27 protein-coding genes are annotated in these 26,260 nt (G+C 72.2%); 9 read left to right on the top strand and 18 right to left on the bottom strand.

Translation table 11 applies throughout. The features are described from left to right. Positions 1-150: 150 nt before the first annotated feature. Positions 151-615, top strand: coding sequence for a hypothetical protein (locus tag PV343_RS02645; RefSeq protein WP_319145107.1), 465 nt, complete (start codon positions 151-153; stop codon positions 613-615). A 70-nt stretch (positions 616-685) separates the two neighbouring features. On the opposite strand, the gene PV343_RS02650 is transcribed toward PV343_RS02645, so the two are convergent. The 7 genes from PV343_RS02650 to PV343_RS02680 form a co-directional block, all read right to left on the bottom strand. Further along, positions 686-1,207: a hypothetical protein gene (locus PV343_RS02650; protein WP_319145108.1), complete on the bottom strand. Its 522-nt coding sequence runs from the start codon at positions 1,205-1,207 to the stop codon at positions 686-688. A 152-nt stretch (positions 1,208-1,359) separates the two neighbouring features. After that, positions 1,360-2,043 carry a uracil-DNA glycosylase gene (ung, locus tag PV343_RS02655; RefSeq protein WP_319145109.1) on the bottom strand — a complete coding sequence of 228 codons (684 nt, stop codon included), beginning with the start codon at positions 2,041-2,043 and terminating at the stop codon, positions 1,360-1,362. A 97-nt stretch (positions 2,044-2,140) separates the two neighbouring features. Further along, positions 2,141-3,718, bottom strand: coding sequence for an ABC transporter substrate-binding protein (locus PV343_RS02660; RefSeq protein ID WP_319145110.1), 1,578 nt, complete (start codon positions 3,716-3,718; stop codon positions 2,141-2,143). 201 nt (positions 3,719-3,919) lie between these two features. Further along, the gene (locus tag PV343_RS02665; protein WP_319145111.1) at positions 3,920-4,681 is read right to left on the bottom strand and encodes an SDR family oxidoreductase; all 762 of its coding nucleotides are present in this window, start codon (positions 4,679-4,681) and stop codon (positions 3,920-3,922) included. Positions 4,682-4,726: 45 nt separating this feature from the next. After that, positions 4,727-5,488: a 3-oxoacyl-ACP reductase FabG gene (fabG, locus tag PV343_RS02670; RefSeq protein ID WP_133920992.1), complete on the bottom strand. Its 762-nt coding sequence runs from the start codon at positions 5,486-5,488 to the stop codon at positions 4,727-4,729. Between the two features lie 172 nt (positions 5,489-5,660). Further along, positions 5,661-6,110 (bottom strand): DUF3037 domain-containing protein, encoded by a 450-nt coding sequence (locus PV343_RS02675; protein ID WP_020938697.1) that lies wholly within the window; start codon positions 6,108-6,110, stop codon positions 5,661-5,663. Further along, a complete protein-coding gene (locus tag PV343_RS02680) occupies positions 6,107-6,871 on the bottom strand; it encodes a HipA family kinase (protein WP_319145112.1) in 765 nt (254 codons plus the stop codon). The genes PV343_RS02675 and PV343_RS02680 overlap by 4 nt, the downstream gene beginning before the upstream one ends. 171 nt (positions 6,872-7,042) lie before the next feature. Between PV343_RS02680 and PV343_RS02685 the strand changes: the two genes are divergently transcribed. Next, on the top strand, positions 7,043-7,516 hold the full coding sequence (locus PV343_RS02685) for a Rieske (2Fe-2S) protein (RefSeq protein WP_319145113.1): 474 nt from the start codon (positions 7,043-7,045) through the stop codon (positions 7,514-7,516). 23 nt (positions 7,517-7,539) lie between these two features. Here PV343_RS02685 and PV343_RS02690 read toward each other — a convergent pair whose 3' ends face one another. Continuing rightward, on the bottom strand, positions 7,540-8,184 hold the full coding sequence (locus PV343_RS02690) for a cysteine hydrolase (RefSeq protein ID WP_319145114.1): 645 nt from the start codon (positions 8,182-8,184) through the stop codon (positions 7,540-7,542). Between the two features lie 150 nt (positions 8,185-8,334). Here PV343_RS02690 and PV343_RS02695 point away from each other — a divergent pair, with 150 nt between their 5' ends. Next, on the top strand, positions 8,335-8,805 hold the full coding sequence (locus tag PV343_RS02695) for a pyridoxamine 5'-phosphate oxidase family protein (protein WP_319145115.1): 471 nt from the start codon (positions 8,335-8,337) through the stop codon (positions 8,803-8,805). Here the strand turns inward: PV343_RS02695 and PV343_RS02700 are convergent. Next, complete coding sequence (locus tag PV343_RS02700) at positions 8,802-9,749, bottom strand: LysR family transcriptional regulator (protein WP_319145116.1); 948 nt, start codon at positions 9,747-9,749, stop codon at positions 8,802-8,804. The genes PV343_RS02695 and PV343_RS02700 overlap by 4 nt on opposite strands. A gap of 74 nt (positions 9,750-9,823) precedes the next feature. Between PV343_RS02700 and PV343_RS02705 the strand changes: the two genes are divergently transcribed. Further along, positions 9,824-10,828 (top strand): DMT family transporter, encoded by a 1,005-nt coding sequence (locus tag PV343_RS02705; protein ID WP_319145117.1) that lies wholly within the window; start codon positions 9,824-9,826, stop codon positions 10,826-10,828. A 348-nt stretch (positions 10,829-11,176) separates the two neighbouring features. Here PV343_RS02705 and PV343_RS02710 read toward each other — a convergent pair whose 3' ends face one another. Next, positions 11,177-12,508 (bottom strand): aminotransferase class I/II-fold pyridoxal phosphate-dependent enzyme, encoded by a 1,332-nt coding sequence (locus PV343_RS02710; protein WP_319145118.1) that lies wholly within the window; start codon positions 12,506-12,508, stop codon positions 11,177-11,179. Between the two features lie 35 nt (positions 12,509-12,543). Here PV343_RS02710 and PV343_RS02715 point away from each other — a divergent pair, with 35 nt between their 5' ends. After that, entirely contained in the window at positions 12,544-13,227 is a 684-nt protein-coding gene (locus PV343_RS02715; RefSeq protein ID WP_319145169.1) for a pyridoxamine 5'-phosphate oxidase family protein, read from the top strand. Positions 13,228-13,404: 177 nt separating this feature from the next. Here the strand turns inward: PV343_RS02715 and PV343_RS02720 are convergent, their stop codons facing one another. Both PV343_RS02720 and PV343_RS02725 read right to left on the bottom strand, forming a co-directional pair. Then, positions 13,405-14,409, bottom strand: coding sequence for an EamA family transporter (locus PV343_RS02720; RefSeq protein WP_319145119.1), 1,005 nt, complete (start codon positions 14,407-14,409; stop codon positions 13,405-13,407). A 105-nt stretch (positions 14,410-14,514) separates the two neighbouring features. Next, a complete protein-coding gene (locus PV343_RS02725) occupies positions 14,515-15,129 on the bottom strand; it encodes a Clp protease N-terminal domain-containing protein (protein WP_319145120.1) in 615 nt (204 codons plus the stop codon). A gap of 213 nt (positions 15,130-15,342) precedes the next feature. Here PV343_RS02725 and PV343_RS02730 point away from each other — a divergent pair, with 213 nt between their 5' ends. Continuing rightward, positions 15,343-15,771 (top strand): SRPBCC family protein, encoded by a 429-nt coding sequence (locus PV343_RS02730; RefSeq protein WP_319145121.1) that lies wholly within the window; start codon positions 15,343-15,345, stop codon positions 15,769-15,771. A gap of 130 nt (positions 15,772-15,901) precedes the next feature. On the opposite strand, the gene PV343_RS02735 is transcribed toward PV343_RS02730, so the two are convergent. Further along, positions 15,902-16,558: a PadR family transcriptional regulator gene (locus PV343_RS02735; RefSeq protein ID WP_319145122.1), complete on the bottom strand. Its 657-nt coding sequence runs from the start codon at positions 16,556-16,558 to the stop codon at positions 15,902-15,904. Between the two features lie 201 nt (positions 16,559-16,759). Here PV343_RS02735 and PV343_RS02740 point away from each other — a divergent pair, with 201 nt between their 5' ends. Further along, positions 16,760-17,572 carry a PhzF family phenazine biosynthesis protein gene (locus tag PV343_RS02740; RefSeq protein WP_319145123.1) on the top strand — a complete coding sequence of 271 codons (813 nt, stop codon included), beginning with the start codon at positions 16,760-16,762 and terminating at the stop codon, positions 17,570-17,572. Between the two features lie 43 nt (positions 17,573-17,615). Here PV343_RS02740 and PV343_RS02745 read toward each other — a convergent pair whose 3' ends face one another. Further along, positions 17,616-18,416 (bottom strand): CPBP family intramembrane glutamic endopeptidase, encoded by an 801-nt coding sequence (locus PV343_RS02745; RefSeq protein WP_387949955.1) that lies wholly within the window; start codon positions 18,414-18,416, stop codon positions 17,616-17,618. 578 nt (positions 18,417-18,994) lie between these two features. Next, positions 18,995-20,512, bottom strand: coding sequence for a glutamate--cysteine ligase (locus tag PV343_RS02750; protein ID WP_319145125.1), 1,518 nt, complete (start codon positions 20,510-20,512; stop codon positions 18,995-18,997). 570 nt (positions 20,513-21,082) lie between these two features. Between PV343_RS02750 and PV343_RS02755 the strand changes: the two genes are divergently transcribed. After that, on the top strand, positions 21,083-21,667 hold the full coding sequence (locus tag PV343_RS02755) for a hypothetical protein (RefSeq protein ID WP_319145126.1): 585 nt from the start codon (positions 21,083-21,085) through the stop codon (positions 21,665-21,667). Between the two features lie 385 nt (positions 21,668-22,052). Further along, positions 22,053-22,259, top strand: coding sequence for a DUF5999 family protein (locus PV343_RS02760; protein WP_317447797.1), 207 nt, complete (start codon positions 22,053-22,055; stop codon positions 22,257-22,259). 167 nt (positions 22,260-22,426) lie between these two features. Here PV343_RS02760 and PV343_RS02765 read toward each other — a convergent pair whose 3' ends face one another. From PV343_RS02765 to PV343_RS02775, 3 genes are read right to left on the bottom strand one after another with little or no spacing between them, the layout of a single operon-like run. Next, positions 22,427-23,290 carry a carbohydrate ABC transporter permease gene (locus PV343_RS02765; RefSeq protein ID WP_319145127.1) on the bottom strand — a complete coding sequence of 288 codons (864 nt, stop codon included), beginning with the start codon at positions 23,288-23,290 and terminating at the stop codon, positions 22,427-22,429. Next, entirely contained in the window at positions 23,287-24,285 is a 999-nt protein-coding gene (locus tag PV343_RS02770; RefSeq protein WP_319145128.1) for a carbohydrate ABC transporter permease, read from the bottom strand. The genes PV343_RS02765 and PV343_RS02770 overlap by 4 nt, the downstream gene beginning before the upstream one ends. Before the next feature lie 5 nt (positions 24,286-24,290). Next, the gene (locus PV343_RS02775) at positions 24,291-25,586 is read right to left on the bottom strand and encodes an extracellular solute-binding protein (protein WP_319145129.1); all 1,296 of its coding nucleotides are present in this window, start codon (positions 25,584-25,586) and stop codon (positions 24,291-24,293) included. Positions 25,587-26,260: the final 674 nt, after the last annotated feature.

Genomic DNA, 26,260 nt, shown 5'->3' on the forward strand with positions numbered 1-26,260 from the left:
GAGAGGCCGCCGAAGCCGGCGCGCTGGACACCCGGAACGTCACCCTCCGGACGCCAGGACCCTTCGTTAGGGGCAGGAGATCACCCGTGCGGGGGCATCTGTGTACGGTGCGCGGTGCCAAGACGGGAGCCGAACCCGCAGAGTTGCCGGGTGCATCGAACGACGACGACCGCAGCGCTCCTGGTCACCGTGGCCGTCTCGGCCCTGTCCGGCTGTGTGACGGTACAGCGCCCGGCGACACCCGGACCGCTGCCGGACACGGCGCCTTCGCGGCCCACGGCGGCCCAGCCCGACGGCAGCGCGCAGCCACGCGTGGTGCAGGCGCCGGCCCGCGAGGCCCTGGAGATGGCCGGCCCGTCCAGGCACCCGCACCGCACCGCCCCGGCCGCCCCGCACCGAGCGGAGCCCGCACCACCGGCCGCCCACCGCCCGCCCGCACCCCCCACCCACCCACGGCCACGCCCGGAACCCGCACACCGGCCCCCGGCCGAGCCCCCGAACGTGTCCCGCCCGGCCCGCGGCGCCGAAGACCTCTGCGCCCTCGGCCGCAAGTACGGCGGCTGGCGCGGAGACAGCCCGGAGTCAGTGATCTGCGAACGGACGTACGGCCGTTGACCGCGCCCGCAGACACGGCTGGGTCCCCGCCCCACAGCACGTCAACCGGTGAGCCGCGCAGCGCCGCGTTTCAGGTGGTGGGGCGCTGGCGGGGTGGGCCCCAGTGGTCGCCGCCCGGGGTGTTGTCCTCGCCCAGGCGGGATTCGAGGCGGCTGATCGCCGCCCAGACGCCGTCGCCGTAGCCGTCGTCGGAGAGTGAACCGGCGGCGTGGCGGGCCCGGCGCAGATGGCTGTGGGCGGCTTCGGCGCGGCCCAGTTTGGCGTAGTCGGCGGCCAGGTTGAGGTGGAGGGAGGGCAGGAAGGCGCGGACGCTCGGCGGGTCATCGGCGGCGCGGTCCCCGGCCAGCTCCTCCGCCGCGGACAACGCCCGCAGGTCCCAGGCCAGTTCGTCGGACGGGTCGTCCTGGGTGTCGGCCAGGTAGTGGGCCAGCGTGCAGCGGTGCAGCGCGGCCCCCTGCTCGCCGATCTCCGCCCACAGCTGGAGGAAGCGGTGCCGGGCCTCCTCACGGTCGCCGCCGTGATGCAGCATCACGACCTGGCCGATCCGCGTCAGCACGGCGTCCGGTGCCGCCTGCTCCTGTCGCTCCGCCACCACGTCCTCCGGGCCCTCGTCGGCTGTCTGGTCAGCCGTCTGCCCCGACGCTAACCGGCGGCGCGGGGAATCCCGGGCAGGCGGCCCCGTGCGACACGGGGCCGCGCGGGCCCGGCGGCCTGTCAGGCCGTGGACGGGCCCGTGGGCGCGGGTCAGCCCAGGTCGGGGATGCGCCAGTCGATGGCCTCGTGCCCCTGCCGGGCCACCGCCTCGCTGATCTGGGTGAACGGCCGGGAGCCGAAGAACTTCTTCGCGGACAGCGGCGAGGGGTGCGCGCCCTTGACCACGACGTGCCGGCTCTCGTCGATCAGAGGGAGCTTCTTCTGCGCGTAGTTGCCCCAGAGCACGAAGACCGCCGGGTCGGGCCGCGAGGCCACCGCGCGGATGACGGCGTCGGTGAACTTCTCCCAGCCCTTGCCCTTGTGCGAGTTGGCCTCGCCCTCCCGGACGGTGAGGACCGCGTTGAGCAGCAGCACGCCCTGCCGGGCCCACGGCATCAGATAGCCGTTGTCCGGAACGGGCAGGCCCAGCTCCTCCTTCATCTCCTTGTAGATGTTCCGCAGCGAGGGCGGCGTCCGCACGCCCGGGCGGACGGAGAAGCACAGGCCGTGGCCCTGACCCGCGCCGTGGTACGGGTCCTGGCCCAGCACGAGGACCTTGACCTGCTCGTACGGCGTCGCGTCCAGCGCGGCGAAGACCTCCTCGCGCGGCGGGTAGACGGGACCCTTCGCCCGCTCCTCCTCGACGAACTCGGTCAGCTCCTTGAAGTAGGGCTGCTGCAGTTCGTCGCCCAGAACCCCGCGCCAGGACTCGGGCAGCATGGCGATGTCGGTCACGTCAACGTCCTCACGATGTGGATCAACTACGGCGTGCGGTCACCTTCAGGTCTCCGAACCTACAGGCGACCACTGACAACCGTTGCCGCGAGCCGGATCACCAGCTCGTCTTGCGGTGCAGCGCCCACATCATCATGATCGTCGACGGGTCGAGGGCCTGCTCGCCGCCGGAGATGTCGTCGCTGGCCGCCACGTACTGCCGGCCCTGCCACAGCGGGATCAGCCGGGCGTCGTTCACCATGAACTGCTGGGCCGCCTCCAGGTCCTTCACCACCTTGGCGCGGTTGCTCTGGGCGCGCGAGCGGGGCAGCAGCACCGAGGTGATCTGCTTGGACGGGTAGGGCGTGCCGAGGGCGTTGTGGTCGCCGACGAACGGGGCGATGAAGTTGTCGGCGTCGGGGAAGTCCGGGAACCAGCCACGGCCGAACACCGGGTACTCGCCCTTCTGGTAGCCGACCACGTAGGTCTTCCAGGGGCGGCTCTTGAGGGTGATGGTGAACAGGCCGGAGCTCTCCAGCTGCCGCTTCAGCTCCTGGAACATCACGGCCGTCTCGGAGCCGTAGCGGTCGGTCGTGTACCAGAAGGTGAGCGGCACGCGCTGGGTGATGCCCGCGTCGGACAGGATCCGGCGGGCCTTGGCGACACTCGGGTCGCCGAAGTCGTCGAAGAACGCCGTGGTGTGCGCGGTCAGGCCCTTGGGGACCATGGAGTACAGCGGGTCCACGGTGTCCTTGTAGACCTTGTGCGCGATCGCGCCGCGGTCGACGATCTGGGCGACGGCCTTGCGGACGGCGGGCTGCTTGGCCCAGGAGTCCTTCGGGTTGAACACCAGGTAGCTGATGTCGGTGCCCGCGCCGTCGAAGAGCTGGAGGTCCGAGTTGCCCTGCCGCTGGAGTTCGATGATGTCGTCGGCGGCCAGACCTCGGTAGGTGACGTCGATCTGCTTGTCGCGCAGCGCCTTGACCATGCTCGACGAGTCGTGGAAGTAGCGGATCGTCACCGCGTCGTTCTGCCGGTCGGCGAAGCCGCGGTACCGGTCGTTGCGGACCAGGACGGCCTGCTTCTCCTCCTCGTAGGACTCCAGCTTGTAGGGCCCGGAACCGAAGACCTTGCCGTCCTTGCGCAGGGAGTTGGAGGGGTAGTCGTCGGGGTCGACGATCGACATGGCCGGGGTCGCCAGCACGAACGGGAAGGTGGCGTCGGACTGGTTGAGGTGGAAGACCACCTCGAGGTCGCCGACCGCCTCGACCTTGTCCAGGCTGCCGAGGAGTCCGGCGGGGCCGCCGGGCGCGTTGATGGCGCGGATGCGGTTGATGGAGTGCTGGACCGCTTGGGCGGTCAGCGCGTCGCCGTCGGCGAACTTCATGCCCGCGCGCAGCTTGCACCGGTAGGTGCGGCTGGCGCTGTCGGTGAACGAGCAGCTCTCGGCCGCGTCCGGCTGCGGGGTGGTGGCACCGTTCGGGTAGGCGAGGAGCGTCTGGAAGATGTTCCGGTACAGCTCCCAGGACCCGTCCCAGGCTCCGGCCGGGTCCAGCGTGCTGGGCGCGCTGGTGGTTCCCACGACGATCGGGCCTTTGCTGTCGGGATCGCCATTGGACAGCAGACTGCAGCCGGCCACCAGGGATATGGACGCGATCGCCGCGACTCTCCGCAGGAATCGGTTCCGGTTGAACACGCGCACGCTCCTCGATCTGCCATACCAAGGGTCGGCAGACCATACCGCAGCGTCCGGCTCCCCGAGCCTCCTCCGGAACAGGACTTCTTGATCGATTGAACGATGACTACGTTGTCATCCCACTGTGCGCCCCCTGAGACGCGTTTCGGGCGCCGTTCCGCTGGGAAACGGCGCCCGAACGAGACGGACGGACAGGGGCGGTCAGCCCACGCCGGCGTTGAGGAAGAGGCCGCCGTCCACGACGAGCGTCTGCCCCGTGACCCAGTCGGACTGGGCGGAGGTGAGGAACGCGGCCGCGCCGCCGATGTCGGCGGGCACGCCGAGCCGGCCCAGCGGGTAGGAGGCGGCGGCCTCCGCCTCGCGGCCCTCGTACAGCGCCTGGGCGAACTTGGTCTTCACCACGGCCGGGGCGATGGCGTTGACCCGGACCTTCGGCGCGAACTCGTGCGCCAGCTGCTGGGTCAGGTTGATCATCGCGGCCTTGCTGACGCCGTAGGCGCCGATGAACGGCGACGGCGCGAGACCCGCGATCGAGGCGATGTTGACGATCGCGCCGCCGTTGTCCTTCTGCCAGGCGTGCCAGGTCTTCTGGGCGAGGCCGAGCGCCGAGACGACGTTGGTCTCGAAGACCTTGCGGGCGACGTCCAGGTCGAGGTCGGCGATGGGCCCGAAGACCGGGTTGGTCCCCGCGTTGTTGACGAGGTAGTCGAGGCGGCCGAAGGCCTCCATGGTGCGCCCGACGGCCTCGGTCTGGTGGGCGAGGTCGTGGGCCTTGCCGGCGACGCCGATGACGCGGTCCGCGCCGAGGCGTTCGACGGCCTCCTTCAGCGCGTCCTCGTTGCGGCCGGTGATGCACACGCGGTCGCCGCGGGCGACCAGCGCCTCGGCGACGCCGTAGCCGATGCCGCGGCTGGCGCCCGTGACGAGGGCGACCTTGCCGGACAGCTCCGGAAGTTCAGTCATGTCCGTGTTCTCCGCGTTCTCCGTGTTCTACGGGTTCCCGAGGACCTAGTTCAGCGGTCCGCCGGCGACGTACAGCACCTGGCCGGAGACGAAGCCGGCCGCCTCGCCGGTGAAGAACGCGATGGCGTTGGCGATGTCCTCGGGCTCACCGACGCGCTGCACCGGGATCTGGGTGGCGGCGGCCGCCTTGAAGTCGTCGAAGCCCATGCCGACGCGGTCGGCGGTGGCCTTGGTCATCTCGGTGGCGATGAAGCCGGGGGCGACCGCGTTGGCGGTGATGCCGAACTTGCCCAGCTCGATCGCGAGGGTCTTGGTGAAGCCCTGCAGACCGGCCTTGGCGGCGGAGTAGTTGGCCTGGCCGCGGTTGCCGAGCGCCGAGGAGGAGGAGAGGTTGACGACCCGGCCGAAGCCCGCGTCGACCATGTGCTTCTGCACGGCCTTGGTCATCAGGAAGGAGCCGCGCAGGTGCACGTTCAGGACGGTGTCCCAGTCGGAGACGCTCATCTTGAACAGCAGGTTGTCGCGGAGCACGCCCGCGTTGTTGACCAGGATCGTCGGGGCGCCCAGCTCCGCCACGATCCGGGCCACGGCCGCTTCGACCTGCGCCTCGTCGGAGACGTCCGCGCCGACCGCGATCGCCTTGCCGCCGGCCGCCGTGATCTTCTCCACGGTGTCCTTGCAGGCGGCCTCGTCGAGGTCGATCACGGCGACCGCGCGGCCCTCGGCGGCCAGTCGTACGGCGGTGGCGGCGCCGATGCCGCGCGCCGCACCGGTGACTACCGCGACCCGCTGTTCAGTGGTGGACATGTGCTGCTTCTCCTCGCCCTTGAGAGAACCTGTCTGGTCCTCTTCATGCGGACCCGTGCGGCCCTTCGAGAGAACCTGTCGTGCGGTGAGCGACCGCTTAGTACCTTCCGCACCCGTGACGCTAGAGACCCTGGCACCCGGTGTCAACGGGACACCGGGGCGGTGTGATCCATTACCTCACCAGGAGGTCCAGCAGACGCTCGGTCTCGGCCACCGGATCGGCGGTCAGACCGGTGTGCACCGGGCCGGGCTGCACGATCGTCGAGCGTGGCGCGATCAGCCAGCGGAACCGGCGCCCCGCGTCGTCGTGGGCCGCCTGTCCGGCCCCCTCCCCGCCCGCGCAGACGCGCTCCACGGCCCCGAGCGCGGCCCGCACCCCGGCCACGTCGGCGCCCGGGTCGAGGGCCAGCAGCCGGGCCTCGTCCAGATGGGTGCGGGCGCCGACGTACGCCCGGGCGCGGCAGTACAGGAGCACGCCCGCGTTGACGCACTCACCGCGCTCGATCCGGGGTACCACCCGCAGCAGCGCGTACTCGAACACGTCCCGGTCGCCGCCCTGGCCCGGCCGGGTGATGTGGCGCTCGGTCACATGACCGGCCATGTGGATGTGGCGCTCGCTCACTTGCCCTCCTCGATGCCGGTGATGCGCTCGGCGATGACGGCCGCGCGGGCCAGCAGGGGCCGGGCATAGGCCCGGCGCAGGTCGTCCGGGGTGTCGAAGCCGGGTTCGCCGGCGAGCCAGACGTCGGGGATCTCGGCGGTGACCTCGGCGAGCAGGTCCTCGGTGACCAGGGGGGCCAGCTCGGCCGCCGCGGCGGCGACGTCCGGGGCGAACCGGGCGAGGGCGTGGTCGGAGGCGTCGTAGGGGCGGGCCGCCGAGGCTTCCGCGGAAGGCCAGTTGTGGTGCCAGATCATCGTGGCGCCGTGGTCGATGAGCCACAGCTCGCCGCGGTGCACCAGGAGGTTGGGGTTGCGCCAGGAGCGGTCCACGTTGTTGATCATCGCGTCGAACCAGACGATCCTTCCGGCCTCCGCCGGGCTCACCGGGAAGGCGAGCGGGTCGTAGCCGAGGGCGCCGGAGAGGAAGTCCATGCCGAGGTTGGTGCCGTCGCTGGATCTCAGCAGCTCCTGCACCTGCTGCTCGGGCTCGCCCAGGCCGAGAACGGAGTGCAGGTGAAGGGTGACCAGGCGGGGCATCCGGAAGCCCAGCCTGCGGGCGAGTTCGCCGCACACGACCTCGGCGACCAGCGTCTTGCGGCCCTGTCCTGCGCCGGTGAACTTCATGACGTACGTCCCGAAGTCGTCGGCCTCGACGAGCCCCGGCATCGAGCCGCCCTCACGCAGGGGCGTGATGTAACGGGTCGCGGTGACTTCCTTGAGCATCGCCCCAGGTTACTGGGGCGGCGGGCGCCCGGGCCCACGGCCGGCCGGCACCCTCCGCTCACGCCGCCTTCACGCCGCGGGGCAAGGATCTGGTTGCCGTCTGAACGGGTGGTGCCCGGGGGCCGTACCCCTGGACGGATCGGGAACAGCTCCGCGGAAGGGAACGCCCACATGACCAGCGCCTCGCACACGCCCGAATCGGGACCGGCCCGCCGTACCGTCATGGCGGCGGCCGGAGCGGCCGGGCTCGCCGCCGCGCTGACCGCCTGCGGTTCGGGTGACGACTCGTCGGACTCGGGGAACACCGGAAACTCCGGGAACACGGGGAACACCGGGGCCGGCTCCGGCTCGGCCGCCGGCACCGCCCTGGCCAAGACCTCGGACATCCCCGAAGGGGGCGGCAAGGTCTTCGAGGACAAGGGCGTGGTGGTCACCCAGCCTGCGGCGGGGACCTACAAGGCGTTCTCCTCGAAGTGCACCCACCGGGGCTGCACGGTGGGCAGCGTCGCGGACGGCGTCATCGTCTGCCCGTGCCACAACAGCCACTTCTCCGCCGAGGACGGCAGCGTGAAGAAGGGACCGGCGACGCAGCCGCTGGCCGCCGCGAAGATCACCGTCGCCGGCGACGAGATCAAGCTGGCCTGAGCCGCGTCACGCCCCGGGCCGCCTCACGCCCGCCGGCCCTGCCGCTCGAAGCAGTCCAGCACCCGGTCCGTGGTCGTGATCGTGGCGACCAGGGCGAGGGTGTTGCGGATCATCGCGGGTGTGTAGTCGGCGGGCACGCCGGCGACCGCGTCGGCCGGGACGACGGCGGTGTAGCCGCGGTTGACCGCGTCGAACACCGCGTTGGGTATCGCCACGTTGGCCGAGACGCCGGTCACGACCAGGGTGCGGCAGCCGAGGTTGCGCAGCAGGGCGTCGACCTCGGTGCCCTGGATCGGGGACAGCCCGTGCAGCCGCCGTACGACGAGGTCCTCCTCGGCGACCTCGATCGGCGGCGCCACCCGCACCGCGGTGGTCCCGGTCAGTTGCTGGACGGGGAGTCGTTCGGCGGCCCGGAACAGGCGGGCGTTGCGGCTGGCGCCGCGTCCGTCGGGGCGGCGCTCGGCCAGGGCGTGGATCACCTGCACCCCGCCGGCGTGCGCGGCCGCGACCAGCCGGGCCACGTTGCGCAGGGCTCCGGAGGAGCGGGCCTCGCGGGCGAGTTCGGGCAGCGCGCCGTCCGGACCGACCACCCCGCGCTGGCACTCCACGGTCAAGAGCACGGTGCCCGTGGGGTCGAGCAGCGCGCGCAGCTCTTCGTCCGACGGCATGGCGCCTCCCGTCGCGGGGGTGCGGGGCGGTGAGAGTATCCGGATCGAGGCGCGAGGGGAAGCCGACCCATTCCTTTTTCTGACGTGATGTCAGAGGATCACCGCAGGACGGACGTTCTCTGGCACGACGTGGGAGAAAGAGGGGGCCGTATGACTGTCACGGAGCAGCGCCGGGGCCGGAAGATCATGATGACGCCCGGGGAGCTGGACGAGTTCCTGACGACCCAGCGCACCTGCCGGGTCGCGACCGTCTCTGCGGACGGCGCGCCGCACGTGAGCGCGCTGTGGTTCGCCTGGGACGGCACCTCGCTGTGGCTGTACTCGGTGGTGCGCAGCAGGCGCTGGGCCCAGCTCACCCGTGATCGCCGGGTGGCGGTCGTGGTGGACTCGGGCGAGGAGTACGACCAGTTGCGCGGGGTCGAGCTGTCCGGGCGGGTGGAGTTCGTGGGCGAGGTGCCGCGGACCGGTGAGCTGTGCGCCGAACTGGACACGGCCGAGACGCTGTTCGCCCGCAAGAACTTCGGCCTGGACGAGATGCCGCACGACGGCCGGCACGCCTGGGCCCGGCTGACCCCGGAGAAGATCGTGTCCTGGGACTTCCGCAAGCTGGGCGCGTCCTAGACACGTGCCCCAGGGCGCGGCTCCCGGGGCACGCCCGGGTGCTGGCCCAGTCGCCCGGCCGCCGTGCGCAGGGCCTCGACCGCCGCGCGGATCGAGGGGCGGCGGTCGGCGTCGGCCCGCCAGACGACGTAGACGTGCCGGCGTACGCGCTGGGCGAGCGGGACCAGGACGATGCCGTCCGGCACCGGGTGCCGGCCGAGCAACGGCGCGATGCACACGCCGAGTCCCGCGGCGACCAGGCCGAGCTGGGTGTGGGTCTCGCCCGCGCGGTGGCCGACGAGGGGCTCGATGCCCTTCGAGCGCAGGGTGAACATCAGCCACTCGTGGCAGAACTCGCCCTCGCCCCAGGTGATCCACTCGTCCTCGGCGAACTCGGCGAGGTCCACCTCCTCACGGTCCGCGAGCCGGTGTCCGGCGGGCATGGCGACGTCGGCCGGATCGTCCAGCAGGGGCGCCTTGACCAGGCCGTCGGGCACGGGCATCGGCTTGTTGTACCAGTCGAGGACGACCGCGAGGTCGAGGTCGCCGCGCACGACGCCGGCCACGCCCTGCTCGGGCTCCAGTTCGCTGGAACGCACCCGCAGCCCGGGGTGCCGGCCGCGCAGTTCGGCGAGCGCGGCCGGGAAGAGGCCCCGGGCGGCCGTCGGGAACGCCGAGAGGCGGAGTTCGCCGACGACCTGGCCGCGGTGCGCCTCCAGGTCGGACTGGGCGAGCTCCACCTGCGACAGGATGCGGGCCGCGTGCTCGGACAGCAGCCGCCCGGCGTCGGTGAGCCGTACGCCCCGCCCGTTCTTGGCGAGAAGCCGCTGGCCGACCTCCCGCTCCAGCTTGCCGAGCTGCTGGGAGACCGCGGACGTCGTGACGTGCAGGGCGTCGGCGGCGGCGCTGACCGAGCCGTGCCGGGCGAGGGCGTCGAGGGTGCGCAGGCGCTCCAAGTTCAACATGTAAGCGATTCTACGAGGTACCCGGTGCAAGATTTCGATTGTGCTAAGAGGTTGCCTCCAGCATCGTGGAGAGCATGAGCACGGTCCCCGCATCCACGGCCCAGACCCCGGGCCGGTCCCCCATCCCTTCCCCCTCCTCCACGTCCTCCGCCCCGGCGGCAGCGGCAGCCCCGGCTCCCCCCACCGGGCCGCGGGCCCGCCTCGACTGGCGTCTGCGCTTCGGCGCCCTGTCGCTGATCTGGGGCTTCAGCTTCCTGCTGATCAAGGTGGGCACGGAAGGGTACGCGCCCTTCCAGGTCACCCTGGGCCGGCTCGTGTTCGGTACGGCGGTGCTGGCGGCCGCCATGACGGTGAAGCGGGAGCGGCTGCCGCGCGGGGCACGGACCTGGACGCACCTGACGATCGCCGCGTTCTTCCTCAACGCGCTGCCGTTCTCCCTGTTCGCCTACTCGGAGCTGACCATCCCGTCCACGCTGGCCGGGATCTGCAACGCCACCTCGCCGCTGTGGGGCATGGCACTGTCCATGGTGGCGCTCTCCGAGGACCGGCCGACCCGGGTCAGGGTCGCCGGCCTCGGCCTGGGCTTCCTCGGCGTCCTCACGGTGCTGGGTGCCTGGCAGGGCTTCCACGGGCTGGACGCCACCGGCACCGCCATGGCGCTGCTGGCCTCCCTGAGCTACCCGGTCGGGTGGATCTACGTCCGGCGCACGCTGGCCGGGACGGGGAACTCGCATCTGTCGATGACGGGCGCGCAACTGCTGGTGGCCACGGTCCAGCTGGCCGTGGTGACCCCGCTGTTCACCAGCTTCCCGGCGCACTTCTCCTTCGGCCCGCTGCTGGCGATCGCCGCGCTGGGGGCGCTCGGGACCGGGCTGGCCGTGCTCATCCAGTACGGCCTGGTCGCCGAGGTCGGGCCCACCACCGCGCAGATGGTCACGTACTTCATCCCGGTCATCGCGACGGCCGCCGGTGTGGCGATCCTGGGCGAGTCGCTGCACTGGACCACACCGGTGGGCGCGGTGATCGTCCTCGCGGGCGCTGCACTCACCCAGGTCAAGCCCAGGCGCAGCGCCCCCTGAGGACAGCGGTCCGGCCGCGGCGACGAGGTGCGCCGCGGCGGGCACGTCCGCTCCCGCGCCCCGGGCCGGGGGCTCGCCCGCGCGGAGGCACGCCGAGACCAGGCGCACTGCCGCCACGGCCCCGGCCGGCCGCCTCTTGAACACGGTGCCGGCCTGCCACGAGATGCGCCACGCCCGGCCCGGGTGGCTCCCGGGCTTCCGGGCGGCACCCGCCGGACGTGGGTCCGCGCCCGGGCCGGACGGACTGCCGCCAACGTGTCGGGCGAGGGCGCCGCACCCCTGACGACGGCGCACTCGGGACGTGGCCCGGCCGGCCCGGCCCGCTGCCGCGCCCCGACCGGGACCCGTCTACACGTACGTGCGCGCCGGGGTCGGGCGGATCGCCGCCGCCACCGCCTCGGCCAGGGGGGCGGCGTCCTGGGGGCTCAGCGTCGAGATTGTGATGCGGATGCCGGGCGGCGAGCCGAGGCGGAAGCGGGCTCCCGGGGTGACCGCCCAGCCGCCGTGCAGGAGCCGGGCGACCGCGCCCGTCTCGTCGGGTACGGGCACCCACACGTTCATGCCGCTGCGGCCGTGCGCCGCCACCCCGCGCTCGGCCAGCGCCTCGATCAGGGCGTCGCGGCGGGCGCCGTACGACGCCGCCACCGCGCGCGTGTCCACCGCGCCGTCGGCCCACAGGCGCACCACGGCCCGCTGGACGATCCGGCTCACCCAGCCGGGTCCGAGGCGCTGCCGCCCGCGCACCCGGTCCAGGGTCACGGCGTCCCCGGTGAACACGGCGAGGCGCAGATCGGGCCCCCACGCCTTGGCCACGGAGCGCACGAAGGCCCAGTGTCGGGTGACCCCGGCGAGCGGGTGCAACGGGAGGTCGACGATCCCGTGCCCGTGGTCGTCCTCGATCAGCAGCGTCTCGGGGTGCTCCGCGAGCACGGATCGCAGCGCACGCGCGCGTGGGGCGGTCAGCGCCGCGCCGGTCGGGTTCTGCGCCCGGTCGGTGACGACCAGGGCGCGCGCCCCGGACCGCAGCGCCGCGCCGACGTCGTCCGGGCGCGGCCCCTCGTCGTCCACGCCCACCGGGACCGTGCGGAAGCCGAGCGCGGACACCAGGTCGAGCAGGCTGCCCCAGCCGGGGTCCTCGACGGCCACCGGGTCGCCCGGTCTGAGGTGCGCGGCGAGCACCCGCTCGACCGCGTCCAGGGACCCGGAGGCCACCGAGACGGCGCCGTCCGGGACCCCGTCGGCGTCCAGCGCGGCCCGGGCCATGCGGGTCAGTTCGGGTTCCACGGGGGCGTGCCCGTACAGCACGGGCTCCCGGTCGCCCTGGGCAGCGGCCGCCGCGAACGCGTCCGCGAGGCCCGGCAGCAGGGTGGTGTCCGGGTTGCCGTCGGCCACGTCGCGCACGCCGTCCGGCACGTCCACCCGGATCTGTTCGCGCCCGGTCGTGGCCGGCTTGGGCCGGATCCGGCTGCCACGGCGACCGGCGGTCTCGATCACGCCGCGTTCGCGCAGGGTGCGGTAGGCGGCGGCCACGGTGTTCGGGTTCACCCCGAGCCGGGTCGCCAACTCCCGCATGGGAGGCAGCGGTTGGCCTGGTTCGAGCTCCCCGGCGCCGACCGCGCGCTCGACGCTGGCCGCGATCTCGGCTGCGCCCTGTCCCTGGATCGGATACTCTCCTAGCACAAAAACAATTATGCACTAGTGCAATGGAGATCGCCATGCAGGGCACCCAGCAAACTCCGCCGCAGTCCGCCGCGTACACCCCGACCGACCGCACGGTGCCCACGCGTTCCGCGGAGAAGGCCTCGTACGACCGGGACGTGGTGCACGCGATACTCGACGAGGGCTACGTCTGCCACCTCGGGTTCGTACGCGACGGGGCGCCCGTGGTCCTGCCCACGCTGTACGGCCGGGTCGGCGAACGGCTCTACGTGCACGGGTCCACCGGTTCGCGGCCGCTGCGGATGACCGGCGTCGCCGACCCGGGGCTCGAGGTGTGCCTGACGGTCACCCATGTCGACGGGCTGGTGCTGGCACGCTCGGCCTTCCACCACTCGATCAACTACCGCTCCGTGGTGGTGCACGGCATCGCGCACGAGGTCACCGACCCCGAGGAGCGCAGGCTGGCCCTGGACGCCCTGGTGGACCACGTGGTGCCGGGCCGCTCGGCCGACTCCCGGCCGGCGAACAAGAAGGAACTCGCGGCCACCGCCGTGATCCGCCTCGACCTCGACGAGGTCTCCGCGAAGATCCGCACGGGCGGAGCGAACGACGAGCCCGAGGACCTCGCCCTGCCGCACTGGGCCGGCGTGGTCCCGCTCCGCAAGGGCTACGACACCCCGATCGACAACGCCGACCTGGCGGCGGGCATCGAGACGCCGGGGTACCTGTCGACCCTGTGAACGCCCGCGAGGCCCAGGCGGTGTCCGACGGCGGCTCCCATCGACCGGGCCCGCGACCCGGTCCGGCGGTGAGGTCCGCCGACCGGAACGCCGGTCACTTCACCCGGCCAGCCTCGGTGAGGCGCCGTCCCGGAGCACCGCCTCAGCCGCGGTGGAAAAGGCGAGCCCTCGGTGACCTCACGCCGCGGTGCCCCGGGCGGACAGTTCCCGTTCCGCGCCGCCCGTGGCGACCGGCTCGGCGGAGCCCTTGGCGGGGGTGGAGGACTGGGCAATGAACGCGCCGACGAGGACGACGGCGCCGCCCAGCACCTGGGGGGCCGACAGGTGCTCGCCGAGCAGGACCCAGGCGAGCATCGTCGCGATGACCGCCTCCAGGCAGGCGACGACGCCCGCGACCTGCGGGGACAGCCGCCGCACCGAGAGCACGCCGGTGATGTACGCGACGACCGTGGCGACCAGGACGATCCAGGTCAGCAGGGCGAAGGCGGGGACGGCGGTGCCGTTCAGGTGCGCGGAGCCGGCCAGCACCGACCAGTCCATGGTCCAGGGACGGGCCACCACGGTCAGTACGGCGGCGCCGACGAGCAGGCCGTAGGCGATGACACCGAGCGGGTCCGGCGCCTCCTCGCCCGCCTCGCTGCCCTGGTCGGCGAGGACGAAGTAGCCGACCTGGCAGCAGGCGGCGCCGAGCGCGAGCAGCAGCCCGAGCGGGTCGAAACTCAGCCCCGACCACACCTCGACCACGCAGGCGAGACCGCCGGCGGCGAGGACCACGCCGAGCGCGGCGGCCCGCGAGACGGGCCGCCGCTGCACGAACCGCACCCAGCCGAGCACGAGCGCGGGGGCCAGGTACTCGACGAGCAGCGCCACCCCGACCGGGATCCGGGAGAGGGCGGCGAAGTAGCAAGCCTGGACACCGGCGACGGCGAGCAGTCCGAAGCCGGCGAGCAGCGCGGGGCGGCGGCGCAGCAGGGCGCGGTGCCGCACCGCCAGCGGCAGCATCACCACGGCGGCGCCCGCGACCCTGAGCCACACCACGTGCAGCGGGTCGAGTCCCGCTTCGATCAGCGGCTTGGCCGCCACCCCCGACCCACCGAAGGCCAGTGCCGAGGCGAGCGCGAGACCGAGCCCGGCACCCCTGCCGTGACTGCCCTGACTGCTTCCAGACGTATGCACCGGCACATGATGACAGGGGGCGACAGGAGCTTCACCCCCGTTGACACCTGTCTCAGGAGATGGACAGGCGGAGGGCTGCCCGGCCCGGGTCCGGCGCGTGGCCGCTCCGGGTCAGCCGACGGCCTCCCGGCCGCCCGTGAACTCCTCCTCGGACCCTTCGATCTCGGGCTCTTCGATCTCGGGCTCTTCGACGCGGGCACGCAGTTCACGGGCGGGGATGCCGGCGCGCTCCAGGACCTCGACGGCCCGGGACCCCGGGTCCGTGACGAGCGCGGCGAGCAGGTCGGGGCCGCCGGCCGGCGCCCCGGTGCGCCGCCGGGCGCGGCGGCGGGCGTCCTCCATGGCAGCGGTCGCGGCGGGCGACCAGCCCCCCGCCTCCCTGGAAAAATCGCCGCCGTCGAGGGCCGGGTCAGGTACGACTGCGAGGGCTCCGGAGTCCTCCACGGTGCCCTGCCAGCGCAGCCCGTAGCCGATGCTGCGCTGCACGAGGTAGCCGAGCAGCCGGGCGAGCTGCGGACCGTCGCCGACGGCGGAGCGGACCTCGGGGTCGTACTCGAGGAGCGAGTGGAGCAGGTGGGCGGTGTCGACCTGCCGGTCCCCGTCCCGCACCGCCCGGCGGCGGGCACCGGCTACCACCGCGACCAGCTCGGCGCTGAGTCCGGCGTCGTGGTCGGGGCGCGGTCCGCCCTGCTCACCGGCGGGCTGACGGGTTACACGGTGTTGCACGCCTTCCACCTCACCAGCCCCGGCGGTCCACGTCATCGACGAGGGGAACCATTTCCGCGTCCCGCACAGAGTGGACGCCGCCGCGCGGAATCTCATCCTTGGGGAGGAGATCAGGCCGGGGACGGTCATTCCTGACGGTTCATCAGTATTGAATGTTCGAGGCCCTGCGGCTACGTTCCGCGACACCGTAGCCCGAGACGAAGGGGTGGTCGCATGGCCGAAGTCAGCGCCGAGGCACGCATCCAGGCACCCGCCGAGCAGGTGTGGACCCGGCTCACCGACTGGTCCTCGTACGGCGAGTGGAACGCGACCCACACCAGCTTCCCCAAGGGCGGACCCGAGACTCTCGCGGTGGGCGGGACCTTCCAGGAGAACATGAAGCTCATGGGCTTCCCGGCGGAGGTCGACTGGACCATCGAGGAGCTGGAGCCGGCCAGGGTGCTCGCCATCCGCGGCAAGGGCCCGATGGCGGTGACCGTCGCCACCCGCTACACGCTCACCCCGGACGGCGACACGACGACGCTCCGCATCGACGGCGAGTTCACCGGCGCCGCTGTCTCCCTGATGGCCGGCAAGCTGAAGGACTCGGCGACGGCCGCGCTGAACGAGTCGCTGCGCAAGCTGGACGGGCTCGTGACCTGAGCCTCCGGTTGGAGCCGAACCAGCACCCGTACCCGGGCCCGGACGCGCGAAGGCGCCCCGCGGAGTCTCCGCGGGGCGCCTTCTCCGGGGCCGTACGGCCTCGGTACACGTCAGTACCCATCGGTGCTCGTCAGTGCTCGTCGGCCAGGATGAGGTACAGCTTCTTGCGGGCCTCGTTGACGACGGCCAGCGCCTTCTCGCGCTGCTCCTTCGTGCCGGTGTTCCACACCTGCCCGAACGCCTGCATCAGACCGAAGCCGGCCTGCCTGACCTCACCGAGCGCCTCCCAGTCGACCCCGCGCGAGGCCTCCTCCCAGGGAGCCTCCGGGCCTTCCTCTGCGGCGGCGCGGCCGGCCTCGGTCAGGGCGAACAGCTTCTTGCCGCCCTCGCTCTCGCTGGCGATCAGCCCCTCGTCCTCCAGCAGTTGGAGGGTCGGGTAGACCGAGCCGGGGCTCGGCTTCCACGCGCCACCGCTGCGCTCGGCGATCTCCTGGATCATCTCGTAGCCGTGCATCGGCCGGTCCCTGAGCAAGGCGAGGATCGAGGCGCGCACATCGCCGCGCCGTGCCCTCCCCCGCGGTCCGCCGCGCCCTCGCGGCCCCCAGGGTCCCGGGCCGAAGCCGGGCCCGAAACCGGGACCCCCGGGACCGCCCGGACCGAAGCCCGGGCCTCCGGGACCGAAGGGCCCGAAAGCCGCCCGGCGGCCCTCGAAGCCGCCGAATCCACCCCGGCCGCGCGGGCCCGAGCCGTCGTGACGATGTCCACGCTCGTATCCGTGGGAACGCATCGCGATCACTCCATTCCATCATTGATCAGTCGCGTATCAGTCGCGTCTCTTACGCGATGCCTCGACGATATATCGGTAAGGCGGGGATGACAAGCCTCTTCCAGGAACCCGGCCACGGTGGAGCGGCGGAGCGGCGAAATCGGTCCAGGGGTCACCGATTGGCCTTGGTCAGCGGCCCGCCGCCGCTCTAGCGTCTGCGCCATGCGCATTCGAATCGTCGACGCCTTCACCGACCGCCCCTTCGCCGGCAACCCGGCCGGGGTCATGCTGCTGGACGACGTCTTCCCGGACGACGACTGGCTCCAGAACGTGGCCCTGGAGGTCAACCACGCCGAGACGGCGTTCGCGCACCGGCTGCCCGCGGGCGGCGACGCGGACTGGGCGCTGCGCTGGTTCACTCCCGTCGCCGAGGTGGCGATGTGCGGTCACGCGACCCTCGCCACCGCCCACGTGCTGCACACCACCGGCGCCCACGAGGGACCGGTGCGGTTCGCGACCCGCAGCGGGGTCCTTGTCGCCACGCCCGGCGCGGACGGCTGGATCACGATGGACTTCCCCACCGCGCCGCTCACCGCCGTGGAGCTCCCCAAAGGGCTCGCCGAGGCGCTGGGTGCCGAGCCCGTCGTCGCCTACGACACCGGGCCGAACATCGGTGACCTGCTGGTGGAACTGGCCGACGAGCGGACGGTCCTCAAGCTCGCGCCCGACCACAAGGCACTGATGGCGCACTCCTCGCGCGGTGTCATCGCCACGGCCCGCGCCGACGACCCGTCGCTCGGCCACGACTTCGTGTCCCGGTGCTTCTTCCCTAACGTCGGCATCGACGAGGACCCCGTCACCGGCAGCGCCCACACCGCGCTCGCCCCGCACTGGTCCGCGCGCCTGGGCCGGGACGACCTCGTGGGTCTGCAGGCGTCGCCGCGCAGCGGTCTGGTCCGCACCGGGCTGCGCGGCGACCGCACCCTGCTGACCGGCCGCGCGGTCACGGTCATCGAGGGCGACCTGCTCGCCTGAGCGACGGCGGGGCGCGCCGCCCGGCCGGGTTGCGGACGGGTGCTCAGGCCGTGGGCAGCCAGCCCACCCTGCCCGCGAGCAGGGCGTAGCCGACGAAGGCGCCGATGTCGAGCAGCGAGTGCGCGACGACCAGCGGTCCGACCCGGCGCCAGCGGCGGTAGAGCAGGACGAACACCACGCCCATGACCATGTTGCCGAGGAATCCGCCGATGCCCTGGTAGAGGTGGTACGAGCCGCGCAGGACCGCGCTGGCCACCAGCGCGGTCCCCGGCGTCCAGCCCAACTGCCCCAGCCTGCGAAGCAGATAGCCGACGACGATGACCTCCTCGAGGATCGCGTTCTGCAGCGCGGAGAGGATCAGGACCGGGAACTTCCACCAGACGTCGGGCAGCGCCTCGGGGACCACGGTGAGGTTGAAGCCGAGGCCGCGCGCGGCCAGGTAGAAGGCGATCCCGGTGCTCCCGATCACGGCCGCGACGGCGGCACCCCGGCCGAGGTCGGGCCAGGGGCGGGTGCGGTCGAAGCCGAGGGTGCGCAGGCTCTCGCCCTCGCGCAGCAGCAGGTGGGCCACCAGGAACACGGGGACCAGGGCGCTGGCGATGCCGAAGAGCTGCCAGGCGAGGTCGAGCCAGGGGCGGCCGGGTGCGGCCGAGGCGTTCAGGGTGGCCGCCTGGTCCTTGAGCCCGCCCGGTTTGGTGACCGAGCCGATGAAGCTGATCAGCGCGGACACCCCGCTCGCACCGAGCGAGAGCGCCAGCACGAGCAGCGTCTCGTCCCGGAGGACGCGCCGCGGGAACGGCTCCCGCGGGTGAGCGACGGCCAGCGGGTCAGCCTCCACGTGCACTCCTGCCTTCGGTCCGGACCTGCGAGGACACAGCATGCCGGATCAAGCCGAGAGCCGCTTGCCCGGGCCCGACTTGGACGCCAGGGCCACCCGGGCCGACCGGGCGCCCGAGCCCCCCGCGCCGGACCGCGCCGACCGCCCGGCGCGGCACCCCCGACGCCCGCGCCACCCGAGCCGCCCAGATCACCCGAGCCGACCAGGTCACCCGGGCCGACCAGGTCACCCGGGCCGACCGGGCAGCCCGGGCTGGAGCAGGCCGGCTCGGCCACCCAAGCCACCCGCGCTGGATCACGCCACCCGAGCCGACCGGGCCGCCCAGGTCCCCCGGGCCGGATCGGGCCGGCTCGGCCACCCAAGCCCCCCGGGCCGGATGGAGCCGACCGAACCGACCGCCCGGCGCGGCGCTCCCGCTTCCCCCGCCGCTGCCGCTGCCCGCCACCGACCGCCCCTGCCCGCCGCCCCCGCTGTTCCGGTCCGGGGCGTCCGGACCGGGGCACGGCAAAGAGCCCGAGGGGGCCCGGGTCGGTGTCGACCCGGGCCCCCTCGGACCTCCTCCGCGGGACGGGCCCGCCGGGCTCTCAGCCCAGCGGCACCGGCTCCGGCAGGCCCACCGGCCAGGTGTGGACCGGCTCTCCCACGTGCATCAGCTCGGCGTAGCGGCGGGTGGTCGCGGCCAGTGCGGCCTGCCGGCTCAGGCCTTGCTCCAGGGCCCGGTGGAAGGTGGCCGCCTGCCAGGACGCGCCGTTCACCCGGCGCCGGCAGCGCTCCTCGATGACGCCCAGGTAGAGGTCGCGGTCGGCGGCCTCCACGCCCCAGGCGTCCAGGCCCGCCGAGGCCAGCGGCAGCAGTTCGTCACGGACCAGGGTGACCGCGTCCACCTCGCCGGTGCCGCCGTAGCGTCCCCGGCGCGGCCAGACGAACCGCGCGTCGATGCCGTGCCGGCAGGCCGCGTCGAAGTTGGCCTCGGCGGCCTCGAAGGGCAGCCGGGTCCACACCGGCCGGGACTCCTCGGCCAGCGCGCGCACCAGGCCGTAGTAGAAGGCCGCGTTGGCGATCACGTCGGTGATGGTCGGCCCGGCCGGCAGCACCCGGTTCTCCACGCGCAGGTGCGGGACACCGTCCGCGATGTCGTAGACGGGCCGGTTCCAGCGGTAGACCGTGCCGTTGTGCAGGACCAGCTCGGCGAGCCGGGGAATGCCGCCGGCGTCGAGGACCTCCAGCGGCTCCTCGTCGGAGCAGATCGGCAGCAGCGCCGGGAAGAAGCGCAGGTTCTCCTCGAACAGCTCCTGCGCGGAGGAGATCCACCGCTCGCCGAACCAGGTGCGCGGCCGGACGCCCTGGGCCTGGAGTTCCGGCGGGCGGGTGTCGGTGGCCTGCAGGAACAGCGGTGGCCGCGACTCGCGCCACAGTTCGTGCCCGAACAGGAACGGCGAGTTGGCGCCGACGGCGATCTGCGCCGCGCAGGCCGCCTGGGCCGCGTTCCACACGTCGGCGAAGCGCGACGGGGTGACCTGGAGGTGCAGCTGCACGGAGGTGCAGGCGGCCTCCGGGACGATGGACTTCGAGGTGCAGGTCAGATGCTCGACACCGTCGATGTCGAGGCGGAAGTCCTCTCCCCGCGCGGCCACGATCTGGTCGTTCAGCAGCGTGTAGCGGTCCACCTCGGAAAGGTTGGAGGAGACCAGGTCGTCGCGGTCCAGCGTGGGCAGGATGCCGATCATCACGATTCCGGCGTCCACTTCACCGGCCTTGCGGTCGGCGTACGCCAGAGAGGTGCGCAGTTCCTCCGCGAGCCGGTCGAAAACCCTGCCGCCCAGCCGGTGCGGGGCGATGTTCACTTCCAGATTGAACATCGCGAGCTCGGTTTGGAAATCGCGGCTCGCGATGCGCTCCAGCACCTGCCCGTTCAACATTCTCGGCATGCCGTCGGGGCCGGCGAGATTCAATTCGATCTCGACGCCCATGAGGTTCTTGGCTCGGTCGAACCGCTTCTCGACCAGCAGCCGCTCGAGTCCCGCCAGACACTTGTGGAGCTTTTCGCGGTAGCGCTGGCGATCGGACAGGTCGAACTGCCCTGCCACGACCTTCTCCCCCATCGAAGTGTCCCTCCTCGGATGGGCGGGCCGCAGATCCGGCCGCCGGGGTCCCGGGTCCGGTTGGGATGATGCCCAGCGGAAGCGATCGATAACGTCCCGCTGGGGCCCGGCGCCCGCTACGCTGTCTGAATGTTCCCCGCGGCACATTCACGGGGCATGACGCAAGTCGCAACTTCGGGTGCCCCGATCGCCTCGTGAAAAACGCCGACGACATTCGGCCGACCGCGGTGGCGGCGTATGGCGAGGTCAGCAGCGCCTGCCCGGCGGGAAATCGGGATGTTATTCGCGAATCCGCGGCTGAATAGAGCCTTGCCCGGTCGACCGCAATGCGATAGACGAAACATCGCGTGAACACGTGTCGTATAAACTTCGCGGACAAGGCCTAAGGTTGGCGCCCGTGGTCCCCGGTTTCTGTCGTGTTCCTGCCGTCAAGGTGACGGGCGGCAGGCTTCAGCCGCACCCACGTCCAGCGGTCCGGGTCCCACCTCTCAGGCCACCCCGTGAGCAGACAGCGCCGTCCGCCCCACCTCCCTCGCGCCGCCGCGCCTGTCGAACGAGAGGCGACCCACCATGCCGCTGCACGTGCCCCCTGCCCCCGCGCCCGCCCTGCGCTCCGTCCTCACGGCCCTCGGTTCCCCCACCGCGGTCCGTGAAGCCCGAACCCCCTCCCTGCGCGCGGCGCAGGGGCCGGCGACAGCCGAACTCCCGCTTCCCGTATACGTGTTGGACCGGATCACCGCGCAGGGCCTGTCGGCGACGCGGCTGGCCGGCTGGCGCTTCCTGATCCGCTGCGGCGACCGGGCGGTGGCCGCGGCCGACACCATGCTGACGCCCGACGGCTGGGCCTTCTCGCACTTCTTCGAGGGCCCTTACGTCGCCTCGACCGAACGCGCCGTGCAGCAGGCCGAGGCGCTGCAACAGCCCTACCAGCCGCGACTGCTGTCGGTCCCGGGGCTGTACATGCTCACCCTGTGGCTGCACGGCGACGTGACCGCCGAGGCGACCGAGGGCCACCCGGCCGCCACCGACCTGCTCGTGCCGCTGGCCCCGGCGCCGCCCGGCATCTCGTCCCACCGCCCGCACCGGGTGGCCGAGTTGCTTCCGGTGCTGACCCATCGGGCTTCTCCCGTCAAACTGCTCGGTTCACCTGCCTGACCGGCGGCTCGCGTACCCCGCTTCTCGTCCGGGAAGCGGGGTACGGCCGTTTTTCCGGGCGATCGACGAAGCCGGCCGACGAAGCCCGCCACTCAGACCCGCCGCTGAGCCCGGCCGACGAGATTCCGCTCGTACGAGCAATTACCCGCTCCGACGAGACGGAAAGGGATCTTCTCCGACCGGACTAGCCCTATCCGGCCACTGCGAACCACCCAAAGGGACAGTGCAGTTGAAATGAACCGTCCGGCAGGGTGACGCGTCATGAACCTGTGAGAAGCGGTGCCGCGAAATCCCTGCGGAATGACGCCCAGAGGGCAACACTGGGTTCCGACCGACTATCACCACGGGGGACGGAATGACCACGACCGAGCGAGAGATCCCACCCATGTGCCAGCACCAGCCACCGTGTCCGCCAGCCGAGTCCGCCGACCGGGAGTCCGCCCGCCTTGTGGCGCACCACCCGGAGCAGGGATGGAGCCTGCTGTGCAACGGCGTCCTGCTCTTCGAGGACACCGGTGAGCTGCTCCCCGACGGCCGTGTCATCGCCCCGCACCGCCCGCTGGGCGCGGACCGGGTGATGACCGCCGCCTGAGCGGTGACCCGGGCGGTCCGCCGTACCGCCCGTGACCCACAGGGGCCGGCCGCACGATCTCGGTGCGCACCGGCCCCGACGCGTGTCCGGAGACCGCTACGGTCCGTGTCCGGACGCCGCCCCAGCGCCTCCCGCGGGCCGGTGCGTCCGGTGATCCGCGGGGCGGCTCAGCCCTTGGTGGCGCCGGCGGTGAGGCCCCCGACGAGTTGGCGCTCGGCGACCGCGTAGAAGGCGAGGGCGGGGACCATGGCGAGCACGAGATAGGCGAAGACCCGCGCGTACTCGGCCGAGTACTGGCCCTGGAACTGCTGGACGCCGATGGGCAGGGTCCACCAACCGCTGTCGGTGAACACCAGCAGCGGCAGGAAGAAGTTGTTCCAGCTCGTGACGACGGCGAGCACCGAGACGGTGCCCAGCGCGGGCCTGGCCATGGGCAGCAGCACCCGCCAGAAGAAGCCGAAGGTGCTGCACCCGTCGAGCGTGGCGGCCTCCTCCAGCTCACCGGGGATCTGCCGGAAGAAGCCCCGCAGGATGATGATCGTCATGGGCAGCCCGAAGGCGGCCTGCGGGAGGATCACACCGAGCGGGTTGTCCAGCAGGTCCAGGGAGCGCAGGAGCAGGAAGAGGGGCAGGGCCGCCACCGCGAAGGGGAACATCAGCCCCATCGTGAGGAAGGTGAACAGCACCTCCCGCCCGCGGAAGGCGAACCGGGCGAAGGAGAAGGCCGCGAGCGCGGACACGGCCACCACGAGGACGGTCGTGGCCACGGCGATCAGTGTGCTGTTGCCGAGGAGCCGCCAGAAGTCGCCCGAGCCGAGGATGCCGGTGTAGTTGCCGGTCCGCCACCGGCCGGGCAGCCCGAACGGGTTGCGGGACAGCTCGCCGGTGGACTTGAAGCCGGACAGCACGGCGTACAGCAGGGGTAGGACCATCAGCGCGCCGACCGCGACGAGGACCGCGTGCAGCGGCAAGGTCCGCGCCGTTCGCCGGGAGCCCACCGTCCGCCGGGCCGGCGCCGTTCGCCGGGTCATGTGCCGTCTCCCCTCATGGTCGTGGTGGCCCCTTCGAGGTCGCGGCGGAGCACGAACCGCTGGTAGGCGAGGGCGAAGACGAGGCAGACGGCGAACATGACCACGCTGATCGCGCTGGCGTAGCCGACCTGGTAGCGCTTGAAGCCGTACTGGAACAGGGTCACGGCCATCGTCTCGGAGTGGTGGTCGGGGCCGCCCTGCGTGACCACCCACACCAGGTCGAAGAGCTGGATCGACCCTATGACGGACAGGAAGACGCTGATCCGCAGGGTGGGCGCGAGCAGCGGCAGGGTGACGTTGTAGAAGCGCTGCCAGGGGCCCGCCCCGTCGATCAGCGCCGCCTCCGTCAACTCGGCCGGGACGGACTGGAGTCCGGCCAGGTAGAGCATCATGTGGAAGCCGAAGTACTTCCACGTCATGACGAGGAACAAGGTCGCCATGACCCAGGAGGGGTCCGCGAACCACTCGCCGCCCAGGCCGTCGAGCCCGACGGCGCCCAGGACATGGTCGGCGAGCCCGTCGTCCGGGGCGAAGACCATGCCGAACAGCACTCCGGTGATGGCTTCGGACAGGACGTAGGGCGCGAAGAACAGCATCCGGTAGACCGCGCGGCCGCGCAGCCGCTGGTTGAGCAGGACCGCCATGGCGAGCGCGAACGGCAGCTGGAGCGCGAGCGACAGCAGCACCAGGAGCAGGCAGCGCCACAGGTCGCCGAGGAAGACCGGGTCCTGGAAGAGCCGGGTGAAGTTGTCCGCGCCCGTGTAGTCGGAGGGCATGCCGAAGCCGCCCCAGCGGAAGAAGGCGGCGTACAGCGCGAACAGCATGGGCAGCAGCACGAGCCCGGTGAACAGCACCAGCGCGGGCAGTTGGAAGGCGACCGCGGTGAGCCAGTGCAGCGCGCGCCGCCGCGCCCGCCCCCGGGCCGCGTGGGCGGCCGGGGGCGGCCGGTCGAGGGCGGGTCCGCCGCGCTCGCCGGCGAGGAAGGTGGTGGTCATCGCGGCTACTGCTCTTCCTTGGCGGTCCTGGTGATGGACTGGGTGACCTGCGCGGGCGACCTGGAGCCGGCGATCAGCGCGGCCACGCTGTCGTTGACCTCCTGGCCGACCGCGGGTGCGTAGGCCTGGTCGAGGTAGAGCTGGAAGCCGGTGGCGGCCTTCAACTGCGTCTGCACCGCCTTGAGGTTGGGGTCGGTGAGGACGCTCTCGGCGGCCGGGACGACCGGCAGCACCCCGGTCTTCCGGACGAGTTCGCGGTCGGTGGTCTCGGCGGCGAAGAACTTCAGGAAGTCGACGGCCGCCTGGGGTGCGCCCTTGCGCAGGGCATGCCCGCCGCCTCCGCCGAACACCTCGGTGATCTTCCCGTTGCCGCCCTCGACCTCGGGGAACGGGAAGAAGCCGAGGTCGGCGCCGAGCCCCTTGCCCGCGTCGGCCTCCACCACCGGGGCCCACTGGCCCATCAGCTCCATCGCCGCCTTGCCGTTGCCGACGGTGGCGGCCTGACCGGTGGGCGTGGAGTAGGCGGCGCCGAGGAAGCCCTTCTGGAAGGGGCCGAGGTCGACCAGTTCCTTGAGGTGCTGCCCGGCCGCCACGAAGCCGGGGCCGGTGAAGTCCTTGCTGTCGCCGGCCTTGCGGAGCGCGTCGACGCCGGCGGTGCGCATCGCGAGGTAGGCCCAGTAGTACATGCCGGGCCACTTCTCCTTGCCCGCCAGGGCGAGCGGGGTGATCCCGGCGGACCTCAGTTTCCGCACGGCGTCGAGGAAGCCGCTCCAGGTGGTCGGGGGCGTGGTGATCCCGGCCTTCCGGAAGAGCGACTTGTTGTACCAGAAGCCGATCATGCCGATGTCGAACGGAATGCCGTACACCTTGCCGTCCAGCAGGTAGGGCTGTCCGGCGACCGGCAGCAGGGCGTCGGCCCAGGGCTTGGTGGCGCCCGTGAGGTCCTCGACGAGTCCCGCGTCGACCTGCTGCCTCAGCACGCCGCCGCCCCACGTGTGGAAGACGTCCGGCAGCTTCCCCGAGGCGGTCAGCGCGGTCATCTTCGACTTGTAGGCGTCGTTCTCGAGCTGGACGATCTTCAGCTTGACCTTGGGGTTCCGCGCCTCGAACTTCTTGGCGAGAGCGGCCCAGACGGTCTTGGTCGGCTCCGTGGTCGAGATGTTCCACCACTCGATCGTGGTCGTCCCCGAGGACGACCCCCCGTCCGAGTCGCCGCCGCAGCCGCTGAGTGCGGTGGCGCCGAGGCCGGCGGCGACGGAGGCGGCCAGAAAGCCGCGGCGGGACAGTGCAGGGTCGCCCATCATGCGCTCCTTCGAAACTTTCGGAGTTGCTTCGGTGAGGGTCTCGGCGAGAAGAAGACGAGAAGAACCAGGGACCGCCGTCGACCGGCGGACCGGGGCGGCACACATCGTGGACCGAAACATTCGCTCTGAACTCCGAACGTTCCGAACGGCGACTCTAGGAAGACGCGTGGGGAGCGTCAAGGTCTCGCGCACCGGCTCGCGGCTCGTAGTCGAACCAGTCGAAGGCCGCGCGCCCCTGCGTGACGGACATGCCGAGGACGCGGCCGGTGAACCCGCCGGACGGCGAGCGTGACCGGGCCCGGCGGCACGGGGTGGGCCGCGAGACGCTGCCGCACGGGCCCGAGCCCGCGCGAGTCCCGCACGGGCTCGGGCGGGAGGGGCGCCCCAGGCGGCCGGGGCCGGGGGCCCTACTGGAAGCTGGAGCAGACCAGGTAGTGGTCGCCCCCGACGCGGCACATGCTCGGGTCCGGGTGGAAGCCGGGGATGCACGGGGTTGCCGTAGGTCCGCACGTACGCCTCACAGGATGTCGAAAGTTTCGAACCTGTCGGCCAATCCTCCTGAGTTCGAGAGTGCGGCTCCTTCGCATTCCTCTTCTCCGGCTGTTCTCGGGCTGCTCTACGGCTGGTCGAATCCCCCGTTCGGGAGTGGGATGGAAGACAGGCCCGCGCGC

The sequence above is a fragment of the Streptomyces sp. WI03-4A genome (assembly GCF_033792105.1).
Lineage (GTDB): Bacteria > Actinomycetota > Actinomycetes > Streptomycetales > Streptomycetaceae > Streptomyces > Streptomyces collinus_A.